Annotated in this window: 22 protein-coding genes, 1 other RNA gene and 1 pseudogene; 8 read left to right on the top strand and 16 right to left on the bottom strand. The window is 64.1% G+C overall.

All coding sequences use genetic code 11. From position 1 onward, the window contains the following. Positions 1-167 precede the first annotated feature (167 nt). Entirely contained in the window at positions 168-989 is an 822-nt protein-coding gene (ppsR, locus tag AC1PLU_RS10580) for a posphoenolpyruvate synthetase regulatory kinase/phosphorylase PpsR (RefSeq protein WP_043889794.1), read from the bottom strand. A 142-nt stretch (positions 990-1,131) separates the two neighbouring features. On the opposite strand from ppsR, the gene ppsA reads away from it, so the two are divergent. Next, on the top strand, positions 1,132-3,510 hold the full coding sequence (gene ppsA, locus AC1PLU_RS10575; RefSeq protein ID WP_481108393.1) for a phosphoenolpyruvate synthase: 2,379 nt from the start codon (positions 1,132-1,134) through the stop codon (positions 3,508-3,510). Then, positions 3,510-4,481, top strand: coding sequence for a mechanosensitive ion channel family protein (locus AC1PLU_RS10570; RefSeq protein ID WP_481108392.1), 972 nt, complete (start codon positions 3,510-3,512; stop codon positions 4,479-4,481). The genes ppsA and AC1PLU_RS10570 overlap by 1 nt, the downstream gene beginning before the upstream one ends. A gap of 198 nt (positions 4,482-4,679) precedes the next feature. Here AC1PLU_RS10570 and orn read toward each other — a convergent pair whose 3' ends face one another. The 3 genes from orn to mntR all read right to left on the bottom strand — a co-directional run bounded on the left by orn (position 4,680) and on the right by mntR (position 6,314). After that, the gene (orn, locus tag AC1PLU_RS10565) at positions 4,680-5,264 is read right to left on the bottom strand and encodes an oligoribonuclease (RefSeq protein ID WP_023904122.1); all 585 of its coding nucleotides are present in this window, start codon (positions 5,262-5,264) and stop codon (positions 4,680-4,682) included. Positions 5,265-5,334: 70 nt separating this feature from the next. Then, positions 5,335-5,832: a tRNA adenosine(34) deaminase TadA gene (gene tadA / locus AC1PLU_RS10560; RefSeq protein WP_481108503.1), complete on the bottom strand. Its 498-nt coding sequence runs from the start codon at positions 5,830-5,832 to the stop codon at positions 5,335-5,337. Positions 5,833-5,846: 14 nt separating this feature from the next. Beyond that, positions 5,847-6,314 (bottom strand): manganese-binding transcriptional regulator MntR, encoded by a 468-nt coding sequence (mntR, locus tag AC1PLU_RS10555; RefSeq protein WP_043909134.1) that lies wholly within the window; start codon positions 6,312-6,314, stop codon positions 5,847-5,849. A gap of 145 nt (positions 6,315-6,459) precedes the next feature. Between mntR and AC1PLU_RS10550 the strand changes: the two genes are divergently transcribed. Beyond that, positions 6,460-7,806: an Nramp family divalent metal transporter gene (locus tag AC1PLU_RS10550; RefSeq protein WP_481108391.1), complete on the top strand. Its 1,347-nt coding sequence runs from the start codon at positions 6,460-6,462 to the stop codon at positions 7,804-7,806. Positions 7,807-8,325: 519 nt separating this feature from the next. Next, complete coding sequence (locus AC1PLU_RS10545; RefSeq protein WP_481108502.1) at positions 8,326-9,150, top strand: alpha/beta fold hydrolase; 825 nt, start codon at positions 8,326-8,328, stop codon at positions 9,148-9,150. 80 nt (positions 9,151-9,230) lie between these two features. On the opposite strand, the gene AC1PLU_RS10540 is transcribed toward AC1PLU_RS10545, so the two are convergent. The 9 genes and pseudogenes from AC1PLU_RS10540 to AC1PLU_RS10500 all read right to left on the bottom strand — a co-directional run bounded on the left by AC1PLU_RS10540 (position 9,231) and on the right by AC1PLU_RS10500 (position 15,468). Continuing rightward, positions 9,231-9,306, bottom strand: a non-coding RNA gene (locus AC1PLU_RS10540) — sX9 sRNA. Positions 9,307-9,382: 76 nt separating this feature from the next. After that, positions 9,383-9,592, bottom strand: a pseudogene (locus tag AC1PLU_RS10535) (hypothetical protein); the annotation flags it as partial. Between the two features lie 246 nt (positions 9,593-9,838). Beyond that, positions 9,839-9,997 (bottom strand): XapX domain-containing protein, encoded by a 159-nt coding sequence (locus AC1PLU_RS10530; RefSeq protein WP_043889239.1) that lies wholly within the window; start codon positions 9,995-9,997, stop codon positions 9,839-9,841. Then, on the bottom strand, positions 9,994-10,224 hold the full coding sequence (locus tag AC1PLU_RS10525) for a DUF1427 family protein (protein WP_268215146.1): 231 nt from the start codon (positions 10,222-10,224) through the stop codon (positions 9,994-9,996). Before AC1PLU_RS10525 ends, AC1PLU_RS10530 begins: the two co-directional genes overlap by 4 nt. 5 nt (positions 10,225-10,229) lie before the next feature. Beyond that, on the bottom strand, positions 10,230-11,858 hold the full coding sequence (locus AC1PLU_RS10520; RefSeq protein WP_481108390.1) for an MFS transporter: 1,629 nt from the start codon (positions 11,856-11,858) through the stop codon (positions 10,230-10,232). 82 nt (positions 11,859-11,940) lie between these two features. Further along, positions 11,941-13,782 carry an amidohydrolase gene (locus AC1PLU_RS10515; protein ID WP_481108501.1) on the bottom strand — a complete coding sequence of 614 codons (1,842 nt, stop codon included), beginning with the start codon at positions 13,780-13,782 and terminating at the stop codon, positions 11,941-11,943. 125 nt (positions 13,783-13,907) lie between these two features. Further along, positions 13,908-14,345, bottom strand: a complete 438-nt coding sequence (locus AC1PLU_RS10510) for a DoxX family protein (RefSeq protein WP_481108389.1) — start codon at positions 14,343-14,345, stop codon at positions 13,908-13,910. Further along, positions 14,342-14,998, bottom strand: coding sequence for a hydrolase (locus AC1PLU_RS10505; RefSeq protein ID WP_481108388.1), 657 nt, complete (start codon positions 14,996-14,998; stop codon positions 14,342-14,344). Before AC1PLU_RS10505 ends, AC1PLU_RS10510 begins: the two co-directional genes overlap by 4 nt. Beyond that, positions 14,995-15,468: a helix-turn-helix transcriptional regulator gene (locus AC1PLU_RS10500; RefSeq protein ID WP_481108387.1), complete on the bottom strand. Its 474-nt coding sequence runs from the start codon at positions 15,466-15,468 to the stop codon at positions 14,995-14,997. The genes AC1PLU_RS10505 and AC1PLU_RS10500 overlap by 4 nt, the downstream gene beginning before the upstream one ends. A gap of 343 nt (positions 15,469-15,811) precedes the next feature. On the opposite strand from AC1PLU_RS10500, the gene AC1PLU_RS10495 reads away from it, so the two are divergent. From AC1PLU_RS10495 to AC1PLU_RS10480, 4 genes are all read left to right on the top strand, one after another. Further along, positions 15,812-18,907, top strand: a complete 3,096-nt coding sequence (locus AC1PLU_RS10495; RefSeq protein ID WP_481108500.1) for a sensor histidine kinase — start codon at positions 15,812-15,814, stop codon at positions 18,905-18,907. Continuing rightward, positions 18,900-19,541, top strand: a complete 642-nt coding sequence (locus AC1PLU_RS10490; protein WP_481108386.1) for a response regulator transcription factor — start codon at positions 18,900-18,902, stop codon at positions 19,539-19,541. The genes AC1PLU_RS10495 and AC1PLU_RS10490 overlap by 8 nt, the downstream gene beginning before the upstream one ends. Before the next feature lie 206 nt (positions 19,542-19,747). After that, positions 19,748-20,875 carry a Cache 3/Cache 2 fusion domain-containing protein gene (locus tag AC1PLU_RS10485; RefSeq protein ID WP_268214948.1) on the top strand — a complete coding sequence of 376 codons (1,128 nt, stop codon included), beginning with the start codon at positions 19,748-19,750 and terminating at the stop codon, positions 20,873-20,875. Positions 20,876-20,919: 44 nt separating this feature from the next. Continuing rightward, entirely contained in the window at positions 20,920-21,543 is a 624-nt protein-coding gene (locus AC1PLU_RS10480; protein WP_481108385.1) for a DUF8082 domain-containing protein, read from the top strand. A 271-nt stretch (positions 21,544-21,814) separates the two neighbouring features. Here the strand turns inward: AC1PLU_RS10480 and guaA are convergent, their stop codons facing one another. The 3 genes from guaA to folD all read right to left on the bottom strand — a co-directional run bounded on the left by guaA (position 21,815) and on the right by folD (position 25,941). Continuing rightward, entirely contained in the window at positions 21,815-23,380 is a 1,566-nt protein-coding gene (guaA, locus tag AC1PLU_RS10475) for a glutamine-hydrolyzing GMP synthase (RefSeq protein WP_168957440.1), read from the bottom strand. Between the two features lie 126 nt (positions 23,381-23,506). Beyond that, positions 23,507-24,964 (bottom strand): IMP dehydrogenase, encoded by a 1,458-nt coding sequence (gene guaB, locus AC1PLU_RS10470; RefSeq protein ID WP_104591596.1) that lies wholly within the window; start codon positions 24,962-24,964, stop codon positions 23,507-23,509. A 92-nt stretch (positions 24,965-25,056) separates the two neighbouring features. Continuing rightward, entirely contained in the window at positions 25,057-25,941 is an 885-nt protein-coding gene (gene folD, locus AC1PLU_RS10465; RefSeq protein WP_176339874.1) for a bifunctional methylenetetrahydrofolate dehydrogenase/methenyltetrahydrofolate cyclohydrolase FolD, read from the bottom strand. Between the last annotated feature and the right edge of the window lie 9 nt (positions 25,942-25,950).

Here is a 25,950-nt window from a genome sequence, read left to right as displayed (position 1 = left end):
TTGACGACTGCCCATCGGCAGGCCTACTTTATTCGAGCATTGTCCCGCCCGCTTGATTTCGCCCGGCTTGTCAGCAAGCCGTCAGCCGCGTCGCGGCAACACCCGGATTGTGTGTGAACGCGCCGCCTGCCTGCACAATCCCGAATCCCTACCCACCAATCCCGGCCTCAAAACATCTCGCGCTGCAGCCCCAGCGTGGACAACACCTTGCTGGAGATTTCCTCGATCGAGGTATTGGTGGTGCTCAAGGTGGGAATCCGCTCCATCTGGAACATGCGCTCGGCGGTGGCGACTTCACGCCGGCAGGTCTCCGCCGCGCTGTAACGCGAATTGGCGCGCCGCTCCTGACGGATCTGCTGCAGCCGCTCCGGGTCGATGGTCAAACCGAACAGCTTGCTGCGGTAGTTACGCAAGCGCGGCGGCAAACGTTCGTTTTCCAGATCTTCTTCGGTCAACGGATAGTTGGCGGCGCGGATGCCGTAATGCAATGCCAGATAGATGCAGGTGGGCGTCTTGCCCGCGCGCGACACTGCGACCAGGATCACATCGGCCTCGTCGTAATTGAGCGCGATGCCGTCATCGTGGCTCAGCGCGAAGTTCATCGCATTGATGCGGCGGTGATAGGTCTCGAAGTCCACCATGCCGTGCGCGCGGCCCACCAGCGAGTGCCGCGGCGCGTTGAGCTCGCGCTCCAGTGGCTCGATGAAGGGCGCGAACACATCCAGCATCAACGCGCCGCTTTCGGCCAGGATCATGCTCAATTGTGGGTCGACACACGAATTGACCACCACCGGGCGCACCTGGTACCGCTCGCCTGCCGCACGAATGCGTAGCGCGGCATCGCGCGCTTTTTCTGCATCGTCAATGAACGACATGCGGTCGGTGACGAAGTTGAATCCACTGAACTGCGTGAGCAGGCTATGCCCAATCGTTTCAGCGGTGATACCGGTTCCATCGGAGACGTAGAACACCGGTCGAATTGTTGACATCAAGGCCACCTCTTTGAACTGGTGTTCAAAACTTACGGGTTCATGCTTGTGCAGATTCCGCTGTGCACTGCATCATAGCGGCTTCTTCCTACGGTCGCGGCCATCCAGCCCGCTCGGGCGATGGCCTTACGGAGCATCGCGCTTGAACGAGAATATCCTGTGGTTGCATGAGCTACGCCTGGTCGATCTGGCCCGCGTAGGCGGTAAAAATTCCTCGCTTGGCGAGATGATTGGCAACCTGGCCGGGCTTGGCGTTTCGGTTCCCGGTGGATATGCGACCACTGCGGAAGCTTTCAAGGACTTCATCGCCCACAACGATCTGTCCAAGCGCATCTTCGACAAGCTGGCCACGCTGGACGTGGAAGATGTCACTGCGCTCACCATCGCCGGCAAGGAGATCCGCGGCTGGGTGATCGATGCGCCGCTGCAGCCGGAACTGGACCGCGACATCCGCACCGCCTACGAACAGCTGTGCGCCGAAAACGGCGGCGGCGAAGTGGCGGTGGCAGTGCGTTCGTCGGCAACGGCCGAAGATCTGCCGGATGCCTCGTTCGCCGGCCAGCAGGAAACCTTCCTCAACGTGACCGGCGCCGACGATGTGGTGCACAAGGTCAAGGAAGTGTTCGCCAGCCTCTACAACGACCGTGCGATTGCCTATCGCGTGCATCACGGGTTCAAGCACGAAGACGTGTTCCTCTCGGCCGGCGTGCAGTTGATGGTGCGCTCGGGCGTCGGTGCGGCCGGTGTGCTGTTCACGCTGGACACTGAGTCGGGCTTTCGCGATGTGGTGTTCGTCACCTCCAGCTTCGGCCTGGGCGAGATGGTCGTGCAAGGCGCGGTCAACCCGGACGAGTTCTATGTCTACAAGCCCACGCTCAATGCAGGCAAGCCGGCGATCCTGCGTCGCTCGCTCGGCAGCAAGGCGATCCGCATGGTGTATTCGGATGTGCCCGGTGAGCGTGTGCGCACCGAGGACACGCCGGTGGAACTGCGCAACACCTTCTCGATCAGCGACGAAGACGTGCAGGAGCTCTCCAAGCAGGCCCTGGTGATCGAAAAGCATTACGGCCGCCCGATGGATATCGAGTGGGCCAAGGACGGTGTCAGCGGCAAGCTGTTTATCGTGCAGGCGCGCCCTGAGACGGTGAAGTCGCGCAGCCATGCCACCCAGATCGAGCGTTTTTCGCTGGATGCCAAGGACGCCAAGATCCTGGTCGAAGGCCGCGCAGTCGGTGCAAAGATCGGCAGCGGCGTCGCGCGCGTGGTGCGCTCGCTGGACGATATGAATCGCGTGCAGGCCGGCGACGTGTTGATCGCCGACATGACAGACCCCGATTGGGAGCCGGTGATGAAGCGCGCATCGGCGATCGTCACCAACCGCGGCGGCCGTACCTGCCATGCGGCGATCATCGCGCGCGAGCTCGGCGTGCCGGCCGTGGTCGGCTCGGGCAATGCCACCGACATGATCAGCGATGGACAGGAAGTAACGGTGAGCTGCGCCGAAGGCGATACCGGCTTCATCTACGATGGCCTGCTGCCGTTCGAGCGCACCACCACCGATCTGGGCAACATGCCGCCAGCCCCGCTCAAGATCATGATGAATGTGGCCAACCCGGAGCGTGCCTTCGACTTCGGTCAGCTGCCCAATGCCGGCATTGGTTTGGCGCGTCTTGAAATGATCATCGCCGCGCATATCGGCATCCATCCCAATGCACTGCTGGAATACGACAAGCAGGACGCCGACGTCCGCAAGAAGATCGACGCCAAGACCGCCGGTTACGGCGATCCTGTGAGCTTCTACACCAACCGTCTGGCCGAAGGCATCGCCACGCTGACCGCCTCGGTGGCGCCGCACACGGTGATCGTGCGTTTGTCGGACTTCAAGTCCAACGAGTACGCCAACCTGATCGGCGGTTCGCGTTACGAGCCGCATGAAGAGAACCCGATGATCGGCTTCCGCGGTGCCAGTCGCTATGTCGACCCGTCCTTCACCAAGGCGTTCGCGCTGGAGTGCAAGGCGGTGCTGAAAGTGCGCAACGAGATGGGCCTGGACAACCTCTGGGTGATGATCCCGTTCGTGCGCACGCTGGAAGAAGGCCGCAAGGTGATCGAGGTGCTGGAGCAGAACGGCCTGAAGAAGGGCGAGAACGGCCTGAAGATCATCATGATGTGCGAACTGCCGTCCAACGCGCTGCTGGCCGACGAGTTCCTGGAGATCTTCGACGGCTTCTCGATCGGCTCCAACGATCTGACCCAGCTGACCCTGGGCCTGGACCGCGATTCCTCGATCGTGGCGCATCTGTTCGACGAGCGGAATCCGGCGGTCAAGAAGCTGCTGTCGATGGCGATCAAGTCCGCGCGCGCCAAGGGCAAGTACGTCGGTATCTGCGGCCAGGGGCCGTCGGATCACCCGGAACTGGCCGAGTGGCTGATGCAGGAAGGCATCGAGTCGGTGTCGCTGAATCCTGACACCGTGGTCGACACCTGGTTGCGTCTGGCCAAGTTGAAGAGCGAGAGCTGATGGGAATGTTGGGTGTGGTGTGGGCGGCGGCTGCAGGAGCAGTCGCCGCAAAGCCGGCAGCGGCGGCCACCAAGGCGGCGGAGCCGGCGTTCAATTGGGCCAACATCCCGTGGGCGCAGTACGCGCTCAACTGGGGGCTGGCGCTGCTGATCGTGGTGGTCGGCATGTGGCTGGCCAAACAGCTCAGCCAGTGGCTGCATCGTGCGCTGACCCGCGCGCGTATCGAGATCACGCTGACCAACTTCCTGCGCAACGTGCTGTATGCGTTGTTGCTGGTGCTGGTGTTCGTGAGCGCGTTGAGCAAGATCGGCGTGCCGCCGACCTCGCTGATTGCGGTGCTGGGTGCGGCTGGTCTGGCGGTCGGTCTGGCGTTGAAGGATTCACTGTCCAACATCGCAGCAGGCGTGATGCTGATCGTGCTGCGACCGATGCGCGATGGCGACCATGTCGTGATCGCAGGCCAGGAAGGCATCGTGGACGAGATCCGTATCTTCCAGACCCGGCTGCGCTCGTTCGACGAACGCATGATCACCCTGCCCAACAGCACGATCACCACCTCGCCGATCGTCAACTACAGCACCCTGCCCAACCGTCGCCTGGAAGTGACCGTGGGCGTGGGCTATGGAGACGATCTGAAAAAAGCCCAGCAGCTGTTGCTGCAGATCGCCAAGGAGAACCCGAACCTACTGGATTCGCCCGCACCGTTCGTGCAGGTCACCAACCTGGGCGAGAGCACGGTGGATCTGATATTGTTTGCGTATGCCACCAACGGCAACTTCGGCGCGGCCAAGAGCACCACGCTGGAGCAGATCCGTAACCAGCTGCTGGAAAACGGGCTCAATATCCCGTACCCGCAGCGCGACCTGCATGTGTATCACCACGATGCCGACGGCAAGCCGATCTCCGATCTGCTGCTGAAAGGCATTGCCGATGATGGCGATTTGAGCAAGGGGCCGTCGTTGGCGCGTTGAGTGCGTTTTCGCGTGTAAAGCAATCTGTCATGCAAAAGGCCGCATCCAGTGATGCGGCCTTTTTGTTGTGTGGCGTCTCTGGCGCCTGCTGCATCGAACGGATGAGTCTGAAGATACGCAACTTCCAACTCGCAACGTTCGCTGCACACCAGTATCAGTCGCAGCACGCCGTCGGCGTGCCGCGAACCAGTGTCGCCCTTATCCCTGCGCGCCACCCTGGTTTGCACCGCCCAACGCGCCCATGAACTGGCGATAGTGGCGTAGCTCATCGATCGAATCGCGCACGTCGCTCAGCGCGGTATGCGCCGAGCTCTTGGCAAACCCATTGGCCACCGTCGGCGCCCAGCGCCGTGCCAGCTCCTTGATGGTGGACACATCGAGATTGCGGTAGTGAAAGTAGCGCTCCAGGCGCGACATCTGCCGGTGCAGGAAGCGGCGATCCTGGCAGATCGAGTTGCCGCACATCGGCGAGGCGCCGGCGCGGATCCACTCGCTCAGGAACGCCACGGTCTGCGCTTCGGCCTGCGCATGGGTGACCTGGCTGTCGAGCACGCGTTGCCACAGGCCCGAACGGCGATGCTGATTGCGGTTCCATTCGTCCATCGCTTCGAGTTTTTCCAGCGGATGCGCGATGGCCAGTTCCGGCCCCTCGGCAAGCACGTTCAACTGCGCATCGGTGACGATGGTGGCGATCTCGATGATGGAGTCGCGATCGGTATCCAACCCGGTCATTTCCAGATCGATCCAGATCAGTCGGTCGTTGCCCGCAAGGTTGTCTGCCATATCGCCGTCCTGTGGAGGGCCGTCGCCGGCCAGATGCTGAAGGGCGCGCATCATACCGCGGCCGCGCCGCTCAGGGCGCGAGGGGCGGCTTGCCACGCTTGGCCCTGAAGTAATTGGTCAGCCGCAGGCTCGCTTCTGCTGCAAGCACGCCGCCGCTGACCTGCACGCGATGATTGTGACGCGGGTCGGCCAACAGGTCGAACACGCTGCCACAGGCACCGGTCTTGGGGTCGCTGGCGGCGAACACCGCCCGCGCGATACGCGCATGGATCATGGCCATCGCGCACATCGCGCAGGGCTCCAGGGTGACGTACAAGGTGCAGCCGATCAGCCGGTGATTGGCCAGCCGGCGGCCGGCCTCGCGCATGGCCATGATTTCGGCATGCGCGGTAGGGTCGTGGCTGGCGATATTGAAGTTCCAGCCTTCGCCCAGCACGTTGCCATCGGCATCGACCAGCAACGCACCCACCGGGATCTCGTCATAGTCGCGCTCGGCACGCTCGGCCAGTTGCAGGGCGCGCTGCATCCATTGCTGGTCGATCGGCGACCGCGCCGCATCGAAAGGCATCTCCACCGATGTGCTCACGCAGCGCTGCCGCCCTGGCGATCCAGGAAGGCGGCGAACGCGGCAACGGTGGCTTCGCTGACATGGTGCTCGATGCCCTCGGCATCGCGGCGCGCGGTGGCCTCGTCGATGCCCAGGGCCAGCAGGAAGCGCTCGACGATCTGATGGCGCTGCCGGCTGGACGCGGCCAGCGCCTCGCCGGCCGGGGTCAGGAACACGCCGCGGTACGGGCGCTGCACCACCCAGCCATCGCGCACCAGCCGCTTGAGCATCTTGGCCACGGTCGGCTGGGCCACGCCCAGGCGCGCGGCGATATCGACCTGGCGCGCTTCGCCACCGTCGACCAGTAGATCGGAGATCAGCTCCACATAGTCCTCGACCAACTCGGCGCGGCGCGCTTCGCGCACCTGACGGAAGCTTTCCATATGCACCTGCGCATCGATCAGCACCGGCGCGGCGGCTTCCTGCTTTTCGCTCTTGCCCACCCTCTTCCTCATCATCGCGTCCGGCGCCAGTGCCGGTCTGCGTAGTGTGAAGCACGCCGCCGATCATTACGATTGAGATTGCCAATGCTCAACAGCATAGCAGTTGCTATATCATCGCTCCGATCCCTCGCCGACGCCGTCTCGCATGTCCGCCGACACCCTCTCGCACACTCATCCGCCCACCCCCGCAGCGCATTCCGCCAACGGCGGTCTGGGCGAGCACCACGCCAGCGTTGCCGTGCCCAAGGGCGGCCACTGGTGGTTCCGCTTGCTGGCGTTTCTGGGGCCGGGCTACATGGTGTCTGTGGGCTACATGGACCCGGGCAACTGGGCCACCGATCTGGCCGGCGGCTCGCAGTTCGGCTACCTGCTGCTGTCGGTGATCCTGCTGTCCAACGTGATGGCGATCGTGTTGCAGAGTTTGTCGGCACGCCTGGGCATCGCGACAGGGCTGGATCTGGCCCAGGCTTGCCGGGCGCGTTACCCGCGCGGGGTGAACCTGGCGCTGTGGGGATTGTGCGAGCTGGCGATCATCGCCTGCGACCTGGCCGAGGTGATCGGCACCGCGATCGCGTTGAAGCTGTTGTTCGGCACTCCGCTGACCATGGGCGCGATCATCACCGCGGTCGATGTAGTGTTGGTGTTGCTGCTGATGAACCGCGGTTTCCGCGCGCTGGAAGCGTTCGTGATGGCGTTGCTGCTGATCATCTTCGTGTGCTTCGGCATCCAGATCGCGCTGGCTGCACCGCCGATCGCGGCGGTGTTGGGCGGCTTCATTCCGCGTGCGCAAGTGATCACCGACCCAAAGGCCTTGTATCTGGCAATCGGCATCATCGGTGCGACGGTGATGCCGCATAACCTGTATCTGCATTCGTCGATCGTGCAGACGCGTGCGTATCCGCGCACCGATATGGGGCGCAAGTCGGCGTTGCGCTGGGCGGTGACCGACAGCACCGTGGCCTTGATGTTCGCGTTGTTCATCAATGCCTCGATCCTGATTCTGGCAGCGGCGGTGTTTCATGCGCAGGGCCGCACCGATGTGCAGGAGATCGAGCAGGCACATGCGTTGCTGGCGCCGATGCTGGGGGTGGGTCTGGCCTCGACCTTGTTTGCGGTTGCGTTGCTTGCTTCAGGCGTGAACTCCACGGTGACTGCCACGTTGGCCGGTCAGATCGTGATGGAAGGATTTTTGCAACTGCGGCTACCGCCGTGGATACGCCGCCTGCTGATCCGCGGCATCGCGATCGTGCCGGTGGTGATCGTGACCTGGCTGTACGGCGAAGCCGGCACTGCGCGGCTGCTGGTGCTCAGCCAGGTGGTGTTGTCGATGCAGCTGCCGTTTGCCGTGATTCCGCTGGTGCGCTTCGTGTCGGATCGTCAATTGATGGGTGCGCTGGTGGCACCGGCGTGGCTGGTGCGCATCGCCTGGGTGATCGCGGCGGTGATCGTCTGTTTGAACATCAAGTTGTTGTGGGATACCGCGCTGCAGTGACCGGCGGTGTCGGTTGGGGCTGAGCGAGCATCATCGTCTCTCCCCATCCAGTCGAAGCGCGTGCGCGACCGCCTGCACGCTGCACGCTCTTGCCGCACGACTGAGTCTGCTTGACCAACGCGTTTCGTAGCCGCCGCTTGCTTTGATCGACCAGATCACAGTCAGCGTGCACCCCTGCGACAGTGCGCACGCGTGTGCAATCTGCTTGCTGCTTGCGCGGGTCTACTGAGTGGATGCACCGGTGTGTCCACGGCCTGCGCTGCATTCGCGCTGCGCTTCGCAGAGACAGCCATGACGCTTCACGCTGTCACGCGACGCCCGGGATGCATGCCCTCGCCCACAGGAGTGTTTATGCATCCGTTCGAGCCCACTCCGGCCGACGCCGGACGCCGCAGCTTTCTCATCTCCAGCACGGCCGCCGTGGCAGCGTTGTCTTTGCCCGCTCTCGCCAGTGCCGCCGCAGCCGTGCGCGCACCTCCCTCCACACCGCCCCACCCGACCAACAACGGAGTCAACCCGATGTCCAATTTTGTCACCCGCCCCGACGGCGCCAACATTTTCTACAATGATTGGGGCAAGGGCCAACCGGTCGTGTTCTCGCACGGCTGGCCGCTCAGCGCCGATGCCTGGGATGCGCAGATGCTGTTCATGGGCCAACACGGCTTCCGTGTGATTGCGCACGATCGTCGCAGCCACGGTCGTTCGACCCAGACCTGGGACGGCAACGACATGGACACCTACGCCGACGATCTGGCTGCGGTGATCGAAAAGCTTGATCTGAAAGACGCGATCCTGGTCGGGCATTCCACCGGCGGTGGCGAAGTGGCGCATTACGTGGGCCGCCATGGCAGCAAGCGTGTGGCCAAGGTCGTGCTGGTCGGCGCGGTGCCGCCGCAGATGGTCAAGAGCCCGACCAATCCGGGCGGCCTGCCGCTGAGCGTGTTCGACGGCATTCGCGACGGCGTGGCCAAGGATCGTTCGCAGTTCTATCAGGATCTGACCACGCCGTTCTTCGGCGCCAACCGTGACGGCAACAAGGTCACCCAGGGCATGCGCGACTCGTTCTGGCTGCAGGGCATGCTGGGCGGCCACAAGGGCCAGTACGACTGCATCAAGGAATTTTCCGAGGTCGACTACACCGCCGACCTGAAGAAGATCGATGTGCCGGCGCTGGTGGTACATGGCGACGACGACCAGATCGTGCCGATCGACGCGTCCGGCAAGTTGTCGGCCAAGATCATCAAGCACGCCGAACTGAAGATCTATGCCGGTGCGCCGCATGGTCTGCCGGTCACCCATGCCGACCAGTTCAACAAGGATCTGCTGGCGTTCGCAAAAGCCTGATCTGTTTTGAATCGCTAAGAGAAGGCCGGCTTGTGCGAGCCGGCCTTTTTTTTGGCGATACTGAGGTTGTACTTAAAAGCAGCTAACACAACCTAGCGAGCGGTCGTGAGGTGGATGCGGACGACGCGTGGGAATCGCCGTGTACGAGTGGTACGTGCCGATTTCGGGCATTGTTCGCACTCGCATGGCAGTGAGCGCAGCAGTTTTGTTAGCTGCATGTTATTGGATGCTTTCACAAGCCTGGTTGGTCGAGCGCGCGGTGCCCTCGCCGCTCGCGGGACACGCCGCAAGTACGTCCCTGTAGGCTCGGTGGCGGCATCCATGCCGCCACACGGTCCCGCAAGCGGCGAGGACACCGCACCAGAGAGTTTCCTGGCTGCTTTGTTGAAAGCCATGCACCGACCAACTCGACTGGTCCTTGCCCGCCCACCATCGCGGGACCTTACGCGGCATGGATGCCGCGTAAGAGCCTACACGGACGTACTTGCGGCGTGTCCCGCGATGGTGGGCGGGCAAGGGCCCTGCAGCCAATCAACAGATCAGCCGCCCTGCACCGAAGACCCAGATCAGCCGCTCCGCAACAGACCGGCATGAAGTAATTTTTTCAGCCGCTCCAACACATCAATTCGACATCATTGATTCGTCAGTGCCATCTGCGTCACCAGCGCCTATCAAACACCGTGCTGAGTTAACGCAGCACCCAATCTGCCAGCAAAAACCCGCCACTCATCGCGACCACCAACAACGCGCCGGTCAGGCGTGGCGGTGCAGGCAACGGCAGATCCAGCAGCCGGCAACCAACGCCAATGGCCAATGCGAGCAGTACGCCAAGCAATGCCAGGCTCATCCTTCGCCATGCCCCGCAACGCGGCCGCTGGGCCCGCCGCAATGCACCAGGTTGCGCGCGTCACGGCGGGCTAGAAAGCGGTCGGCCAGCGCATAGCCGCAAGTCATCGCCAGCACCAGCAACGCGCCTACAAACGCTGTTGGTGCAGGCGATGGAATGCCCGCCGCACGGCAGCCGCAGCCGATTGCCACACCCAGCACAACACCGCTGATGAATTTCCAGTTCACGGTCATCAGATATCCGAATGCGCATGCGGTGGAACTGCCACGCCGCCGCCACCGACAAAATGCCGCACCACCGGCGCACGCTCGCCTTGATGCAAAGCGCGGATCCGCTCCTGCAACTGGCGGTCGTCGCCGGTAACGCGTTCGTGCTGGCGCAAGTGCTCCAGCCACGAGGCGACGATGAAATATTCCAGCTGCACGCCAGGAGTTGCGGCGTCTTCGGCCACCCCCCAGACCACTGCGCCATCGCGGCGGCGTGCGTTGCCGAGTTGCGTCATCAACTGGATGAACGCGGCGCGTGCATCTGCGGCAATGCGGTATTCCACTGTCACCAGCACCGGGCCGCGATCGTGTTCGACCGTGTCCGATTGCGCAGGCGTGGGCCAGTGTCCCCCGGGTGCAAGGTCCAGCTGTTCGGTACCGGCAATGCGCGCGCGCTTGACCAGTACCGCCGCAATCACCGCACCTACGGCAGCGATCTGCAGCGCAGTGGCAATCGAGGTGCGTTGCGCCAACGCACCCCACAGCAACGAGCCGCTGGCCATGCCTGCAGAAAACACCACGATGTACAACGACAGCGCACGCGCACGCACCCATGCCGGCACCGACGTTTGCGCGGCGATCTGCAGTGACGACAGCACGGTGATCCAGGCTAGTCCATTCACCACCATCACCACGCACAACACGCCGATCTGGCGCGACAACGCGAGTCCCAACAGCGATGCCGCGCACACCAAGGTGGCGACGAACACCAGCAGATCGCGGTCGTAACGCGCACGCAGCCGCGGCAACAGCAATGCGCCACTGATCGCACCGATCCCGATGCAGCCCAGCAAGATGCCGTAACTACCGGCGCCCAGTTGCATCTCGCGGCGCACTACCAAGGGCAACAATGCCGTCAGCGCGCTGGCAAACAAAAAGAATCCGCCGGCCTTGATCAACACCGCCTGCAGCACACCGGCACGCGCGGCGTAACGCAAGCCGGCACGCAGGCCGGCGCCAAAACTCTCCGGTGGCAACGCCGAGGCATGCGTCTCGCGGCGCCAACGCCACACCACCCACAGCATCAATCCGAAGGTGAGCGCATTGAGCAGGAAGGCCCATGGCGGGCCGAACTGCGCCACGATCAGGCCGCCGATCGCCGGGCCGATCGAGCGTGCGATGTTCATTCCAATCGAGTTGAGCGCCACTGCCGAGGCCAGCATCGGGCGCGGCACCAGCTCCGACACGATCGCCGCCTGCGCCGGCATCGCCATCGCTGCGCCGGTGCCCATCGCAAAGGTCAGGCCCACCAGCACCCAGGGGGTGAGCAACTGCAGATGCGACAGCAGTGCCAACATGCCGGCCACCAGCAACATCCACGCTTGCGTGAACATCAGATAGCGGCGCCGGTCGACGATGTCGGCCAGGGTGCCGGCCGCCAGCGCAAACAACACCACCGGCAAGGTGGTTGCCGATTGCACCGCCGCCACCATCAACGGCGAGCCGGTCTGTTCGGCCATCACCCACGAAGCGGCGACATCATTGATCCAGGTGCCGATGTTGCTGCCCAGGATCGCCAGCCACAATACACGGAAGACCGGCTCGCGCAGCGGCGCCCAGGCACCGCCATCGGCAGGTGCAGCGGAAGAAGTCATTGCGGCCAAGCTCCAGGCAGTGGGATGAAACAGGCGATGCGGCGGTATGCGCAACGCACGCTAGCGCACGATGTCAGCGGCATCAGAACGCGAAACATGCGCATCCCAATGCACCCCAGAAACTGCGCAGATCGTCAGACGGTGCAGCGTGCTGCGCCGCGTGGCGATGTGCGCCATGGGTGTGACAGCCGTGGCCGTGCACATGCGTGGCACCGGCAAGTTTGGTAACCACACCACCAACGTGATAGCCACCGAAACGGTTAATCGGCGACCAGTCCGGCATGGCAGGTGGCAGGGTCGGCGCCAGCGCGGCAAAGTCGCCATCGCCATGCACCACGCGCCCGCCCAACACGGTCAGCACGCTGGTGATGTCGGCGATGGCGGCATCGTCGACGTGCAGGTAATCGTTCGACAACACGATGAAGTCGGCCAGCTGCCCCACCGCCAACGTGCCCTTGTTGGCCTCGTCGCCGGAGAACCACGCACTGCCCTGCGTCCACAATCGCAAGGCCTGTTCGCGATCGAGCAGATTCTCCTCGCCATACAAGGCCAGCCCGCCTACGGTGCGGCCGGTGACTAGCCACGACAGCGCCACCCACGGGTTGTAACTGGCAACACGCGTGGCATCGGTGCCGGCACCGACCGGTACCCCGGCGGCCAGCATGCGACGCACCGGCGGTGTGTGCCGTGCGGCTTGCACGCCATAGCGTTCGACGAAGGCTTCGCCTTGATAGGCCATGCGGTGCTGCACGGCGATGCCGCCATTCAAGGCCCGGATGCGATCGATATTGCGCGGGGTGATGGTTTCGGCGTGATCGATGAACCAGTGCAGGCCATCGAACGGAATCTCCGCATTGACCTTTTCGTAGACATCGAGAATGCGCCCGATGCTTTCGTCGTAGGTGGCATGGATGCGGAACGGCCAACGCTTTTCCACCAACAGCCGCACCACCTGCTCAAGCTCCGGCTCCAGTTCCGGCGGCAACTCCGGACGCGGCTCGCTGAACTGCTCGAAGTCGGCCGCAGAGAACACCAGCATTTCACCAGCACCGTTGTGACGTAGCAGATCGTCGCCCTTGCGTACCGGCATCATCTCGGTCCAGCCACGGAAGTCATCGACCTCCTTGCCCTTGTTCTGGGTGAACAGGTTGTAGGCGATGCGCACGCTCAGTTGATCGGCTGCATGCAACTGCTCGATGACCTGATAGTCCTCGGGATAGTTCTGAAAACCGCCGCCGGCATCGATCACCGAGGTGATGCCCAGCCGGTTGAGTTCGCGCATGAAGTGACGCGTGGAGTTGGCTTGGTATTCCAGCGGCAAGCGCGGGCCTTTGGCCAGACTTGCGTACAGGATCAGCGCGTTGGGCTTGGCCAATAGCAGGCCGGTGGGATTGCCGAGTTTGTCGCGTTCGATACGCCCGCCCGGCGGATCCGGTGTCTGTTTGTCGTAGCCGCAGGCGCGCAGCGCGGCGCGATTGAGCAAGGCGCGGTCGTACAGATGCAGCAGAAATACCGGCGTGTCCGGTGCGATCGTATTGATCTCATCCAATGTGGGCAGACGTTTTTCGACGAATTGATGCGCGGTGAAACCGCCGACTACGCGCACCCATTGCGGCGCAGGCGTGCGATCGACCTGCGCCTTGAGCATCGCCATCGCATCGGCCAGCGAACGCACGCCGTCCCAGCGCAACTCCAGGTTGTAGTTCAGCCCGCCGCGAATCAGATGGGTATGGCTATCGTTGAGGCCGGGCAGCAGGCGTCGCCCCTGCGCATCGATGACGCGTGCGCCCTTGGCTAGCGCTATGACGTGTGCATCGTCGCCGACCGCGACGATGCGTCCATCGGCCACCGCAATTGCGCTGGCACTGGGCTGGCGCGGATCCAGTGTGGTGATGCTCGCATTGCGAACGACAAGATCGACCATGTCAGCTTCCTTGGAAGTCGGCGAGGTGGCCGCAGACACGACACCCGGGAGTGCAGCAACCGCGAGGCTGGCCGCAGCGCCCTGCAGCAGTTGACGTCGTCCGGCATCGTGTGAGGGGTTGTTGCTCATCTGGCGACGCGCCTGCGCCATCCATCCAGCGACCAGTCGCCGCCACCGGTCCCGATCAGTGCCAGCAAGACCAGCAGCCACATCAGCGGATACTCCATGCCGCCGTGCATCCAGAACCAGCCGTTGGGCACTGCCAACACCACGGTGATGGCGATGAACAACGCGGCAAGCATCGCACTGGCGCGCGTCCATGCACCGAGCAAGACCGCACCACCGGACAAGGTCTGTACCAGTGCCAACACCAGCGGCAACGGTGCCGCTGCAGGAAAGCCAAAGTGCTGCAATTCACCGGCGAAGCCGACCAGGCCCGGACCACCGAACCACCCCAGCAACTTGCCTAATCCATGCGGCAACAGAAAGCCGCCACCGGCGAGGCGCAGCAGCAACACCGCAGCTGCCTGGCCGGCAGTGCCGCGCAGCAGAGAGCGGTTCAATGCCCGCCTTCCTGCGCGCCGAACATCGTCTTGGCGTACTGGATGCCGATGCCGTAGCCGCCGGCATGTGCGCGTGCAATTCCGGTGGTCAGCTCATAGGTCTCACCGCGCGCCCAATCGCGCTGCAATTCCAGCAGGTATTGCACGCTGGTGATCGGCGCGGCGCCGGCCTGCAGCATGCGCGTAACCGCGCGTTCGTGCGCTTCATCGCTGACATCGCCGCAGGCATCGGTGATGACGTAGACCTCAAACCCTTGTTCGATCGCCGACAGCGTCGGGCCGACGATGCACACGCTGGTCCACAGCCCGGCGATCACCAGCCGCTGCTTGCCGATGGCATTGACGCGGTCGATCACGGCAGGATCTTCCCAGGCATTCATGCTGGTGCGGTCGTACACCGGCTCGCCGGGAAAGATCTCCGGCAGCTCGGGAAACAACGGACCGGAGAAAGACTTTTCCGCCACGGTGGTCAGGATCACCGGCACCTTGAAGCCTTTGGCACCCTTGGCAATCAGCGCCACGTTGTTGCGCAGCGCGGAGATGTCGATGGTGTGGGTGGCGAAGGCCATCTGCGATTGATGGTCGATCAGGATCAGGGCGTGATCGCCGGGCGACAGCAGGCGTGTGCCGGGAACTGCAGTAGCGGTGCTCATGGGTGATGCTCCAGGGAAGATGAAAACGCGTGGCCGCCGCGCACTTGCGCACGCGATGTGGTCAACGCAGCGCAGGCATCCATCGCGTCTTGCGCGGCAAAGCGCGCCGGTGTGCAGCCGGTGGCATGCCGAAAGCTGCGCACGAAATGGCTCTGATCGAAGAAGCACAGATCGGTGGCGATCTGGCTGATGCTGTGGCGCCTTTCGCGCAGCAACACCTGTGCACGTTCGATACGGCAACCACGCAGGTATTCCATCGGGCTGGCACCCACCACCTCGCGAAACACGCGTGCGAAATGGAAGCGGCTCATGCACGCAGCACCCGCCAATTGCGCCACGCTGATGGGTTCGCACAGATGCGTGTCGATGTAGTGCATGGCTCTGGCCACCGCACGCACACGTGGTGCAGTCGGTTGGTTGACGCATGCACTGTGCGCATCGGGGCGAGCGGCGGCGGTCAGACTTGCCATGCGGCGTCTCCGGCGGGGAATGACCTCATGGTGAGGTCAGGTGCCGTCGCGCCCTACCCCTGAAGGTGAGGCGAATCGCTCACTCTTTCGGGGGTATCGATCGACGTGCTCGGCAGTAGAGAACGCAGACAACCGATCACAACCGCATCGCCAACCTGCACGTTACGCCGCTCATCACCGCAATCGCCCCGCCCTATAGTTGCGTGCAGCGCAGCGCACCCGGCGCTGAAGTCCAGCCGTGCCGAATCTCGCTCGCTAGTAGCACCTACTCGAATTCGATCCATACGTCGCTCCCCCGAAAGAGGTGTTGGTGCTTGCCCTGATCCCGCCCGACAATGCCGCGATGCCGCATGCGCCCGCTATTCGATCGTCTTCGCTGCTGCGCGTGTGCATCGCGCTGGCGGCGTTGGCGTGCTGTGGCAGCAGCCTGCTGTGCGCACCGGCCTGGGCAAGCGCGATCGCCTCCACGCGCGACGGATTGCTGCAGTTCCATCACACCGCGTGGAGCACCGAGCGCGGTGCGCCGGCCGATATCTGGGACATCCAGCAGGCCGACACCGGCCCGTTGTGGTTGGCCACCGGCTTCGGGCTGTTCCAGTTCGATGGCCAACACTTCGCGCGGCGGACGCCGCCCGACGGTGAGGCCTATGCCTCGCACAACATGACCACGCTGGCGCTGACGCCGGACAACAGCGCCTGGATCGGCTATTTCAACGCCGGCATCGACCGGATGGCGGACGGCCACCTCACCCACTTCGCACCCGGCAAGGACCTGCCGGCCGGCATGGTGTTCCGGATCGAGCGCGATGGCAGCGGGCGTCTGTGGGCGGCCATCGATGGCGGGTTGTGCTGGTTCGACGGGCAACGTTGGCAACGCGCCGGTATGGAGTGGGGCTATGCAGCCACCCGCGCGCAATGGCTGTTGCGCGATCGCCGCGGCGTGCTGTGGGTCAGCGATGGCGCGCAGATTCTGCTGCTGCGGCCCGGCGCCAAACGTTTCGAGCCCAGCGGCCAGCGAATCGGCCATTTCGTCACCATGACCGAGAGTCCCGATGGCGCGATCTGGGTGGCCGATCCATATCGCGGCGTGTTTGCGCTGACCGACGCACACGGCCAGGTGCTGCCCGCAGCGGTACGCGCGCAGCCGCAGTTTCCCGGCCTGTTTGCACACCGCATCCGCTTCACCCGCGACGGTGCGTTGTGGGGCAGCGACTACGCGGCGCGCGGGCTGTTCCGCATCGCATCGCCGGCGTCGCCGGCGCCGGTGCTGGAACGCTTCGACACCATGCAGGGCCTGACCTCGACCACCGCCGGCCCGCTGCTGGAAGATCGCGAAGGCAATCTGTGGGCCGGCACCAATCTGGGCCTCAACCGCTTCCGTCATCGCGCGTTGCTGCCGCTTGCGCCGCTGTTGCCGGGTCAGGCGATGGCGGTGGCGCTCTTCACCACCACGCCCAGCCAGACCGCAGCACCGCTACTGGCGACCTTTCGCGACGGTCGCCTGCAGGCGTTGACGCGCGATCGCGTCGAACGTTTGCAGCACGGTGCGTCTGTCGCGGTGCTGGACGTCCCGGCGACCGCCAGCGGCTGGGTGCTGGGCAGGCACGAGCTGTTACGGCTGCAAGCAGGCCGCGGGCAAGCAGTGCCGCTGCCACATGCATTGTCGGCCGGCTCCGTGCGCGCCCTGGTTGTCGATGCGCACAACCATCCATGGATCTGCACCGAAGCAGACGGTGCCTTCCAGTTCGACAACGGCCTCTGGCAACCCATCGCCAGCCTGCAGGACACGCCATGTTCGGTGCTTGCCAACACCAGCGATGGCGGCATGTGGGTGGGTACCGTCACGGGCGAACTGCGCATGTTGCGTGGCACGCAGGTCCACCGATACAGCGCGGCCGACGGCTTGTCGGTCGGCCCGATCACCGCCGTGCTGCAACGCGGCTCGCTCACGCTGGTGGCTGGCGAAACCGGGCTTGCGGTGTTGGGCGAGGATGGCCGCTTTCGACAGGTACCCGACCAGGCCACTGCGCTCCTGCAAGGCATCACCGGCATCGCGCAGGACCGCCGCGGCACGTTTTGGTTGAACGGCAATCGCGGCGTGGTGCACCTCGGTCGGCAAGCGCTGCTGACCAGCCTGCGCACCGGCGTGGCCAGCCCGGCGCTGCACCTGTACGACATCATGGATGGGCTGCCGGGCGTCGCCCAGCAGGCCACGCCGGTGCCCACCGCACTTGCCGCCGACGATGGGTTGCTCTGGTTCGCCACCAATCAGGGCCTGGCCTGGCTCGATCCCGAACAGACCTACCGCAACCCGATCGCACCGGCGGTGTTCATCACCGAGGTAGTCGCCAACGAACGGCCCTATCCGCGGCAGGACGGCCTGCAACTGCCAAAATGGACCGATCGCCTGCGCATTGGCTACGACGCCATCAGCCTCACCCGTCCCGAACGCGTGCGCTTCCGCTACCGGCTGGAGGGCGTGGACGCGCAATGGCAGGACGCAGGCAATCGCAACGAGGCGTTCTATACCAATCTCGCTCCGGGGCGTTATCGCTTCCACATTGCCGCAGCCAACAACGACGGCGTATGGAACCAACGCGGCGACACGCTGGACTTCGTCATTGCAGCAGCGTTCGTGCAGACCTGGCAGTTCAAGCTCTGCTGCGCGCTCGCGATGCTGCTGGCGTTGGGCATCGCCTGGCGCATGCGTACCCGCCAGGTCGCCGGCCGCTTGCGTGCGCGCCTGGAGGAGCGTTATCGCGAACGCGAGCGCATCGCCCGCGAATTGCACGACACCTTGTTGCAGGGCACGCAGGGACTGATTCTGCGTCTGCACGCGGCCAGCCGCTCGTTGCCCTCGAACGACCCGCGCCGGCTGGAACTGGAGCAGGCGGTGGACCTGGCCGAAGACGCGCTGATCGAAGGCCGCGACCGCGTCAACGGGCTGCGCGACAGCCAATCCCTGCACGAAGACCTGGCCGGTGCCCTGCAACGGGCACGCAATGCGATCATGCCGCCACCCACGGCGGAACTGCATCTCCTGGTCGAAGGCCGGCCCCTGCGCTTGCGCCCGCTGGTGGCCGATGAGCTGTTCCAGCTCGGCCGCGAAGCGCTCACCAATGCCGACCGGCATGCCAATGCCACCCGTATTGCGCTGGAACTGCGTTACGGTGCACGTGACTTCGTGCTGCGCATCCATGACGATGGCTGCGGTCTCGAACCGGACGTCCTGCACGGCCAGGCCCGCACCGGCCACTGGGGACTTACCGGCATGCAGGAACGCGCGCAACGCATCGGCGCCAAGATGCAGTTGTGGTCGCGCCCCGGCAGCGGTACCGAAATTCAGATCCTGGTACCCGCGCGTGCGGCCTACGCAAGTCCACCGCGCTGGTGGTGGCCATTTCGACAGGCAACATCCACGGAGAGCAGCAATGGCTGAGATGGTCAAAGCAACCGATGTGCTGGTGGTAGACGACCATCCGCTGCTGCGCGATGGTCTCAGCGCCATGCTCGCGGCCGAGCACGACATGCGCGTGGTCGGCGAGGCCGAAGACGGCGAACAGGCGGTGGCCTGCTACAGCAGCCTGCGCCCGGATGTGGTGTTGATGGATCTGCAGATGCCGCGCGTGGATGGTGTGGAAGCGATCCAGCGCATCCGCCGCCTCGACCCGTCTGCCAAGGTCATCGTGCTGACCACCTACACCGGCGATGTGCGTGCGGTGCGCGCGTTGCAGGCCGGTGCCTGCGGCTATCTGCTGAAAAGTTCGCTGCGCCGCGAACTGGTGGACACTATCCGCGACGTGCGCCGCGGCCAACGGCGGCATGTGCCGGCGCTAGTGGCCGAAAACATCGCCGCACACGTACTCGACGATGCCCTGTCTGCGCGCGAGACCGAAGTACTCAGCCTGGTCGCCACCGGCTGCTCCAACAAGCAGATCGGCAGCGCTTTGACGATTTCCGAAGAGACCGTCAAGGCGCATATGAAAAACATCCTGTGCAAGCTCGGCGTGCACGATCGCACCCATGCAGTGACCGTCGCTTTGCGTCGCGGGATCCTGTCGCTGGAGACCTGAGCGGTCCAGCATTCTTGAACGCAGGGCCAGGGCAGCGTGACCGCCGCCCTGTCAAATCGACGGGCTTGCGCTATGGTATGCACCGCCGAGCGGCAAGGGGGTCGCTTCAGCATCGTGTGCGACAGCCGATAACGGCTACGTCCGGACGCAGCAAAGCGCAGCGGCGGCACTCGATCCAATCACTAAACGCGTTCAGGGGAATTGCGATGCTTCGTCACTCTTTGCGGGTGCGCCTGCTGTTGCCGGTGCTGGCCTTGGTGCTGGTCGTGGTGGCGGCACTGACGGTCATTCTGGCCATTACCGAAGCGAACCGGGTCAAATTCGAGGCCGGCGACGCGATCGAGCGCCAGTCGGTGTCCTTGCAGACCCTGTTCTCTGTCACTCGCGCGATGATGCTCGACCGCGTCAATTCCTCCATGCGCCAGCTGCGCAAGGAAGCCAACGCACACGGCGCCGCAAGCATCGGCAACGAAGTGCGCGTGGGCGACCGCAACGCCAACGACCTGCTGCTGGGCCAGAAGGCGCAAGCCAATGCCTTCGACATGCTCGACGATGTCACCGCCATCCACGAAGGCACCGCCACGCTGTTCTCGCGGACCGGCGAAGACTTCGTGCGCATCTCCACCAACGTCAAGAAGGACGACGGCAGCCGCGCCATCGGCACCGTGCTCGATCCCAACGGCCAGGCCGCCGCCAAGCTGCGTAACGGCGAAAGTTTCTACGGCGTGGTCGACATCCTCGGCAACCCGTACGTCACCGGCTACGAGCCAATCTTTGCCGGCAACGACAAGCGCGTGATCGGTGCCTGGTACGTCGGCTACAAGGCCGATACGCAGGCGCTGGAAAACGTGGTCAGCAGCCGCCGCGTGCTCGATTCCGGCTTCATCGCCATCTTCGACAGCAAGAACAAGCTGCGCTTCCAGTCCACCACCGGTGCCACCACCGACACTGCGACCATCGAACGCATCGTCAAGGACAGCCCCGGCGACTGGGTCGTGACCAAGCAGGAAGTGCCCGATTGGGGCTTCACCCTGGTCTCTGCCTATCCCAAGAGCGACGTCAATGGCGTGATCGTGCGCCAATCGCTGTGGATCGCCGGCATCGGCCTGCTGGTCTGCGCGTTGCTGCTCGGCCTGCAATGGGCGTTGATCTGGAGCCGCGTGTTGCGCCCGATCCAGCATTTGACCACCGTGGCCGAAGAACTGAGCCTGGGCAAGTGGAACCACACCATCGACGAGGTCAATCTCAAAGATGAAATCGGTACCCTGGCGCGCGCCATCTCGCGCCTGTCCAACAGTGTCCGGCTGGCCATGGAGCGCCTCAGCAAACGCTGAGCCGCTCGCACCCACTCTGTACCAGATGATGCAAGGAAGACGCCATGTCCACTGAATTCCGTCCGCTGATCGAGATCCTGCGCGAGCTCAAGGCGCTGGCATTGAAGAAGGCGTCCGGCTTTCTGTTCATCGTCACCGAGGAAAACCACTCCTGCATCGTCCGCCTCAATGCCGGGCAGATCGAAGAAGTGGTGTTCCGCATGCTGCGCAACGACGAGGCGGTGCAACGCCTCACCATGGTCAACGCGGCAAAGGCACGTTTTCAGACCGACCCCGGCGCCGGCATGGGCAAACCCTCGCTGCTCAGCGATGACTCACGCCAGTGGTTGATGGGTGGTTTTGAGCAGGATCTGGGTGGTGCGCCGGCTGCGCCGCGTGCGCCAGTTGCACCGGCAGTCGTGACGGCCGCAGCAACGCCTATCGCGGCACCGAGCGCAGCGCATGCATCCGTCGGCGGATCTGCACCCGACGAGCGCGTCCGCGATGCATTGGAAAAAGTCGCGCTGAACTACCTCGGCCCGATCGCCGGCATGCTGTGCGACGAAGCCTGGGAGGCATCGAGCGACATCGAGCAAGTGCTCAATCAGCTTGGCGCCAACCTCTCCACGCCGCAGGAAACGCAGAAGTTCATGGCGGATGCGCGCGTGGCGCTGGCCAAGGTGCGTTGAGGGATACTGCAACACATTGCGAATCAAGCCGCGCGTTGCGCGGCTTTCTCTTTAGCAAGTACCGATAATTCCCGTTCGACTTGCCGGCACACTGGAAGACTTGATCGAGTTGGATTGGGTCGCGCGCAGTGGTGATGTTTGCGACACGCACGCCGGCTATCCAGCCAGCAGTTGACCCATGCCTCGATGCGGTGCACCGACAAGACCATTCCATTGCCCGACCGGATTGCCATAACGACAAAGGCGCCTTGCGGCGCCTTTGTCGTTTAAATCACTCCCACTCGATCGTCGCAGGCGGCTTGCCGGAGATGTCGTAGACCACGCGCGAGACGCCGCGCAGTTCGTTGATGATGCGGTTGGAGACCGTGCCGAGGAAGTCGTACGGCAGGTGTGCCCAGTGCGCGGTCATGAAGTCGATGGTTTCCACCGCGCGCAGCGCGATCACCCATTCGTAGGCGCGTGCATCGCCGACCACACCCACCGATTTCACCGGCAAGAACACCGCGAACGCCTGGCTGGTCTTGTCGTACAGATCGGCCTTGCGCAGTTCGTCGATGAAGATCGCATCGGCCTTGGCCAGCAGTTCGGCGTACTCGCGCTTCACTTCGCCCAGAATGCGCACGCCCAGGCCAGGGCCGGGGAACGGATGGCGATACACCATGGTGCGCGGCAGGCCGAGTTCGACGCCGAGACGACGCACTTCGTCCTTGAACAATTCGCGCAACGGCTCGACCAGACCCAGCTTCATGTGCTCGGGCAGGCCGCCGACATTGTGGTGGCTCTTGATCACGTGCGCCTTGCCGGTCTTGCTGCCGGCCGACTCGATCACGTCCGGATAGATCGTGCCCTGCGCCAGCCACTTGGCATTGGCCAGCTTGTTGGATTCTTCGTCGAAGATATCGACGAACAGGTTGCCGATGATCTTGCGCTTGGCTTCCGGGTCGCTCACGCCTTCGAGCTTGGCGAAATAGCGGTCGGCCGCGTTGACGCGGATCACCTTGACGCCCATATGCTCGGCAAACATCGCCATCACCTGGTCGCCTTCCTGCCAGCGCAGCAGGCCGGTATCGACGAACACACAGGTCAGCTTGTCGCCGATCGCTTTGTGCAACAACGCCGCGACCACCGACGAATCGACGCCGCCAGACAAACCCAAGATGACTTCGTCATCGCCCACCTGCGCGCGCACGCGTGCGATCTGGTCGTCGATGATATTGGCCGCCGTCCACAGCGTCTGGCAGCCGCAGACATCGACCACAAAGCGGCGCAACAAAGTCTGGCCCTGCAGCGTGTGCGTCACTTCCGGGTGGAACTGCACGCCGTACCAGCGTTTGTCTTCGTTGGACATCGCCGCCACCGGTATGCGGTCGGTCACTGCGGTGACGGTGAAGCCCGGCGGCACCTGCGACACGTGATCGCCGTGGCTCATCCACACATTCAAACGCGATGCGCCGGCGTGATCGGTCAAGCCGGCGAACAGCGCATCGGCCGCCACAACATCCACTTCGGCATGGCCGAATTCGCGTTGATCTGCCGCTTCTGTCGCTCCGCCTAGCTGCGCAGCCAGGGTCTGCATGCCGTAGCAGATGCCGAACACCGGCAGGCCGCTGTCGAACACTTCCTGCGGCGCGACCGGCGCACCCGGCAAGGTGGTCGATTCCGGCCCACCAGACAGAATGATGCCCTTGGCACCGAATCCAGCAATCTCGGATGGATCATGATCCCAGGCCCAGATCTCGCAGTACACGCCGATTTCGCGGATACGCCGCGCAATCAGCTGGGTGTACTGCGCGCCGAAATCGAGGATGAGGATCTTGTCGGTATGGATGTTGGTCATCGAGGGCCGGGATTGGGGAGTTGGGATTGGAGATTCGCAAAAACGCTAGCCACAACCGCTGCCGGATGAGGACGCGGTAGGCTCTTACGAATCCCGAATGCCGAATCCCCACTCCCGCGCGCTGGCTTACCCAGCGCGATAGTTCGGCGGCTCTTTCGTGATCTGCACGTCGTGCACATGGCTTTCGCGTTGACCGGCGCCGGTGATCTTGACGAACTTCGGCTTGGTGCGCATCTCTTCGACAGTGGCGCAGCCGACATAGCCCATGGTCGCGCGCAGGCCGCCGATCAGCTGATGAATGATGCCGCCGACCGAGCCGCGATACGGCACACGCCCTTCGATGCCTTCCGGCACCAGCTTGTCGGCGTCGCTGGAATCCTGGAAATAGCGGTCCTTGGACCCCTTTTCCATCGCGCCCAGGCTGCCCATGCCGCGGTAGCTCTTGTAGCTGCGGCCCTGGAACAACTCGACCTCGCCTGGCGCCTCCTCGGTACCGGCCAGCAAACCGCCGACCATCACCGTGGACGCACCGGCGACCAGCGCCTTGCCGATGTCGCCGGAATAGCGGATGCCGCCATCGGCGATCAGCGGAATGCGGTCCTGCAGCGCTTCGGCCACCATGTCGACCGCAGTGATCTGCGGCACGCCGACACCGGCGACCACGCGCGTGGTGCAGATCGAGCCCGGACCCACGCCGACCTTGACCGCATCGGCGCCGGCATCCATCAACGCCAGCGCGGCATCGCCGGTGACGATATTGCCGCCGATCACCTGCAGCTGCGGATAGGTCTTCTTGACCCAGGCCACGCGATCGATCACGCCCTGCGAATGGCCGTGCGCGGTATCCACGATCACCACGTCCACGCCCGCTGCGGCAAGCAGTTCGATGCGCTGTTCGGTATCGCCGCCCACGCCCACCGCGGCGCCCACCAGCAAGCGCTTGGCAGCGTCTTTGGCAGCGTTGGGGTTGTCGGTCTTTTTCTGGATGTCCTTGACCGTGATCAGGCCGCGCAGCTCGAAGCTGTCGTTGACCACCAGGATCTTTTCGATGCGGTTGCGATGCAGCAGCTCCAGCACTTCCTCATCGCTGGCGCCTTCGCGCACGGTGATCAGGCGATCCTTCTTGGTCATGATATGGCGAACCGGATCGTCGAGCTTCTTCTCGAAGCGCATGTCGCGGCTGGTGACGATGCCAACCAGTTCGCTTCCATCCACCACCGGCACGCCGGAGATGTTGCGCGCGCGGGTCAGCGCAATCACTTCACCGATCGTGGTGTCGGGGCTGACCGTGAACGGCTCGGTGATCACGCCGGATTCGAACTTCTTGACCCGGGCCACTTCGCCGGCCTGCTGCGCCGGGGTCAGGTTCTTGTGGATGATGCCGATGCCGCCCAGCTGGGCCATTGCCACCGCAAGGCGGTGTTCGGTCACTGTGTCCATCGCGGCCGAGAGAATCGGCAGTTTCAGGCGCAGATCGCGGGTCAGCCGGGTTTCCAGGCTGACATCCTTGGGCAGGACGATCGAATGAGCGGGGACGAGCGAAACGTCGTCGTAGGTGAGAGCTTCAGCCTGGATGCGGAGCATCGGCGGACCCGAGTTTGGGGAAGCGCGGCATTTTACCCTGAAAGCCTTCACGAAGACACAACGCAGCCGCAATGCTGCGTTACGCGCGCGCCTCAGCCGGCTGCGTCGGCTGCTTCCAGCGTGTTCTGCATCAACGTGGCGACCGTCATCGGCCCTACTCCACCCGGCACCGGCGTGATCCAGGCCGCGCGCTGCACGGCGGCGTCGAAACCGACATCGCCAACCAGACGCCCGTCTTCCAGGCGATTGATGCCCACATCGATCACCACCGCGCCCGGCTTGACCCACTCGCCGGGAATCAAACCGGGGCGGCCCACCGCCACCACCAGGATGTCGGCATTGCGCACGCTGGCCTCCAGCACCTCGGGCGGGGTGAACTTGTGGCAGCTGGTGACCGTACAACCGGCGATCAGCAACTCCAGGCCCATCGGCCGGCCCACGTGATTGCTCACGCCCACGATGGTCGCATTGCGCCCGCGCACCGGCTGGTCGGTATGCGCCAGCAAGGTCACGATGCCGCGCGGCGTGCACGGGCGCAGGCCGAATTCGCGCAGCGCCAGATGCCCCACATTCTGCGGATGAAAGCCATCCACGTCCTTGCGCGGGTCGATGCGCTGGATCAGGCGATTGGCATCGGGGATGCCCGGTAGCGGCAGCTGGATCAGGATGCCGTGGATCTTGGGATCGGCGTTGAGCCGGTCGATCAATGTCGCCAGCTCGGCCTCGCTGGTGCCGTGCGGCAAGTCGTAATCGAAGGCCTCGATACCGACCTTCTCCGCCGCGCGCCGCTTGTTGCGCACATACACCGACGAGGCCGGGTCGCCGCCGACCAGCACCACTGCCAACCCGGGGCGCGCCTTGCCGGCCGCCACGCGCGCATCCACCCGCAGCTTCAATCCGTCGAGCAGGTCCTCGGCAATGCGGCGGCCATCGAGGAGGCGGGCCGGAGCAGAGGCAGCTGGCGCGGAAACGGTCATGGGGCGTCA

It is taken from the genome of Xanthomonas sp. NCPPB 2933, from assembly GCF_056725225.1.
Note: the sequence above shows the minus strand (reverse complement) of the source record. Positions and strands in the feature narration are given on the sequence as shown.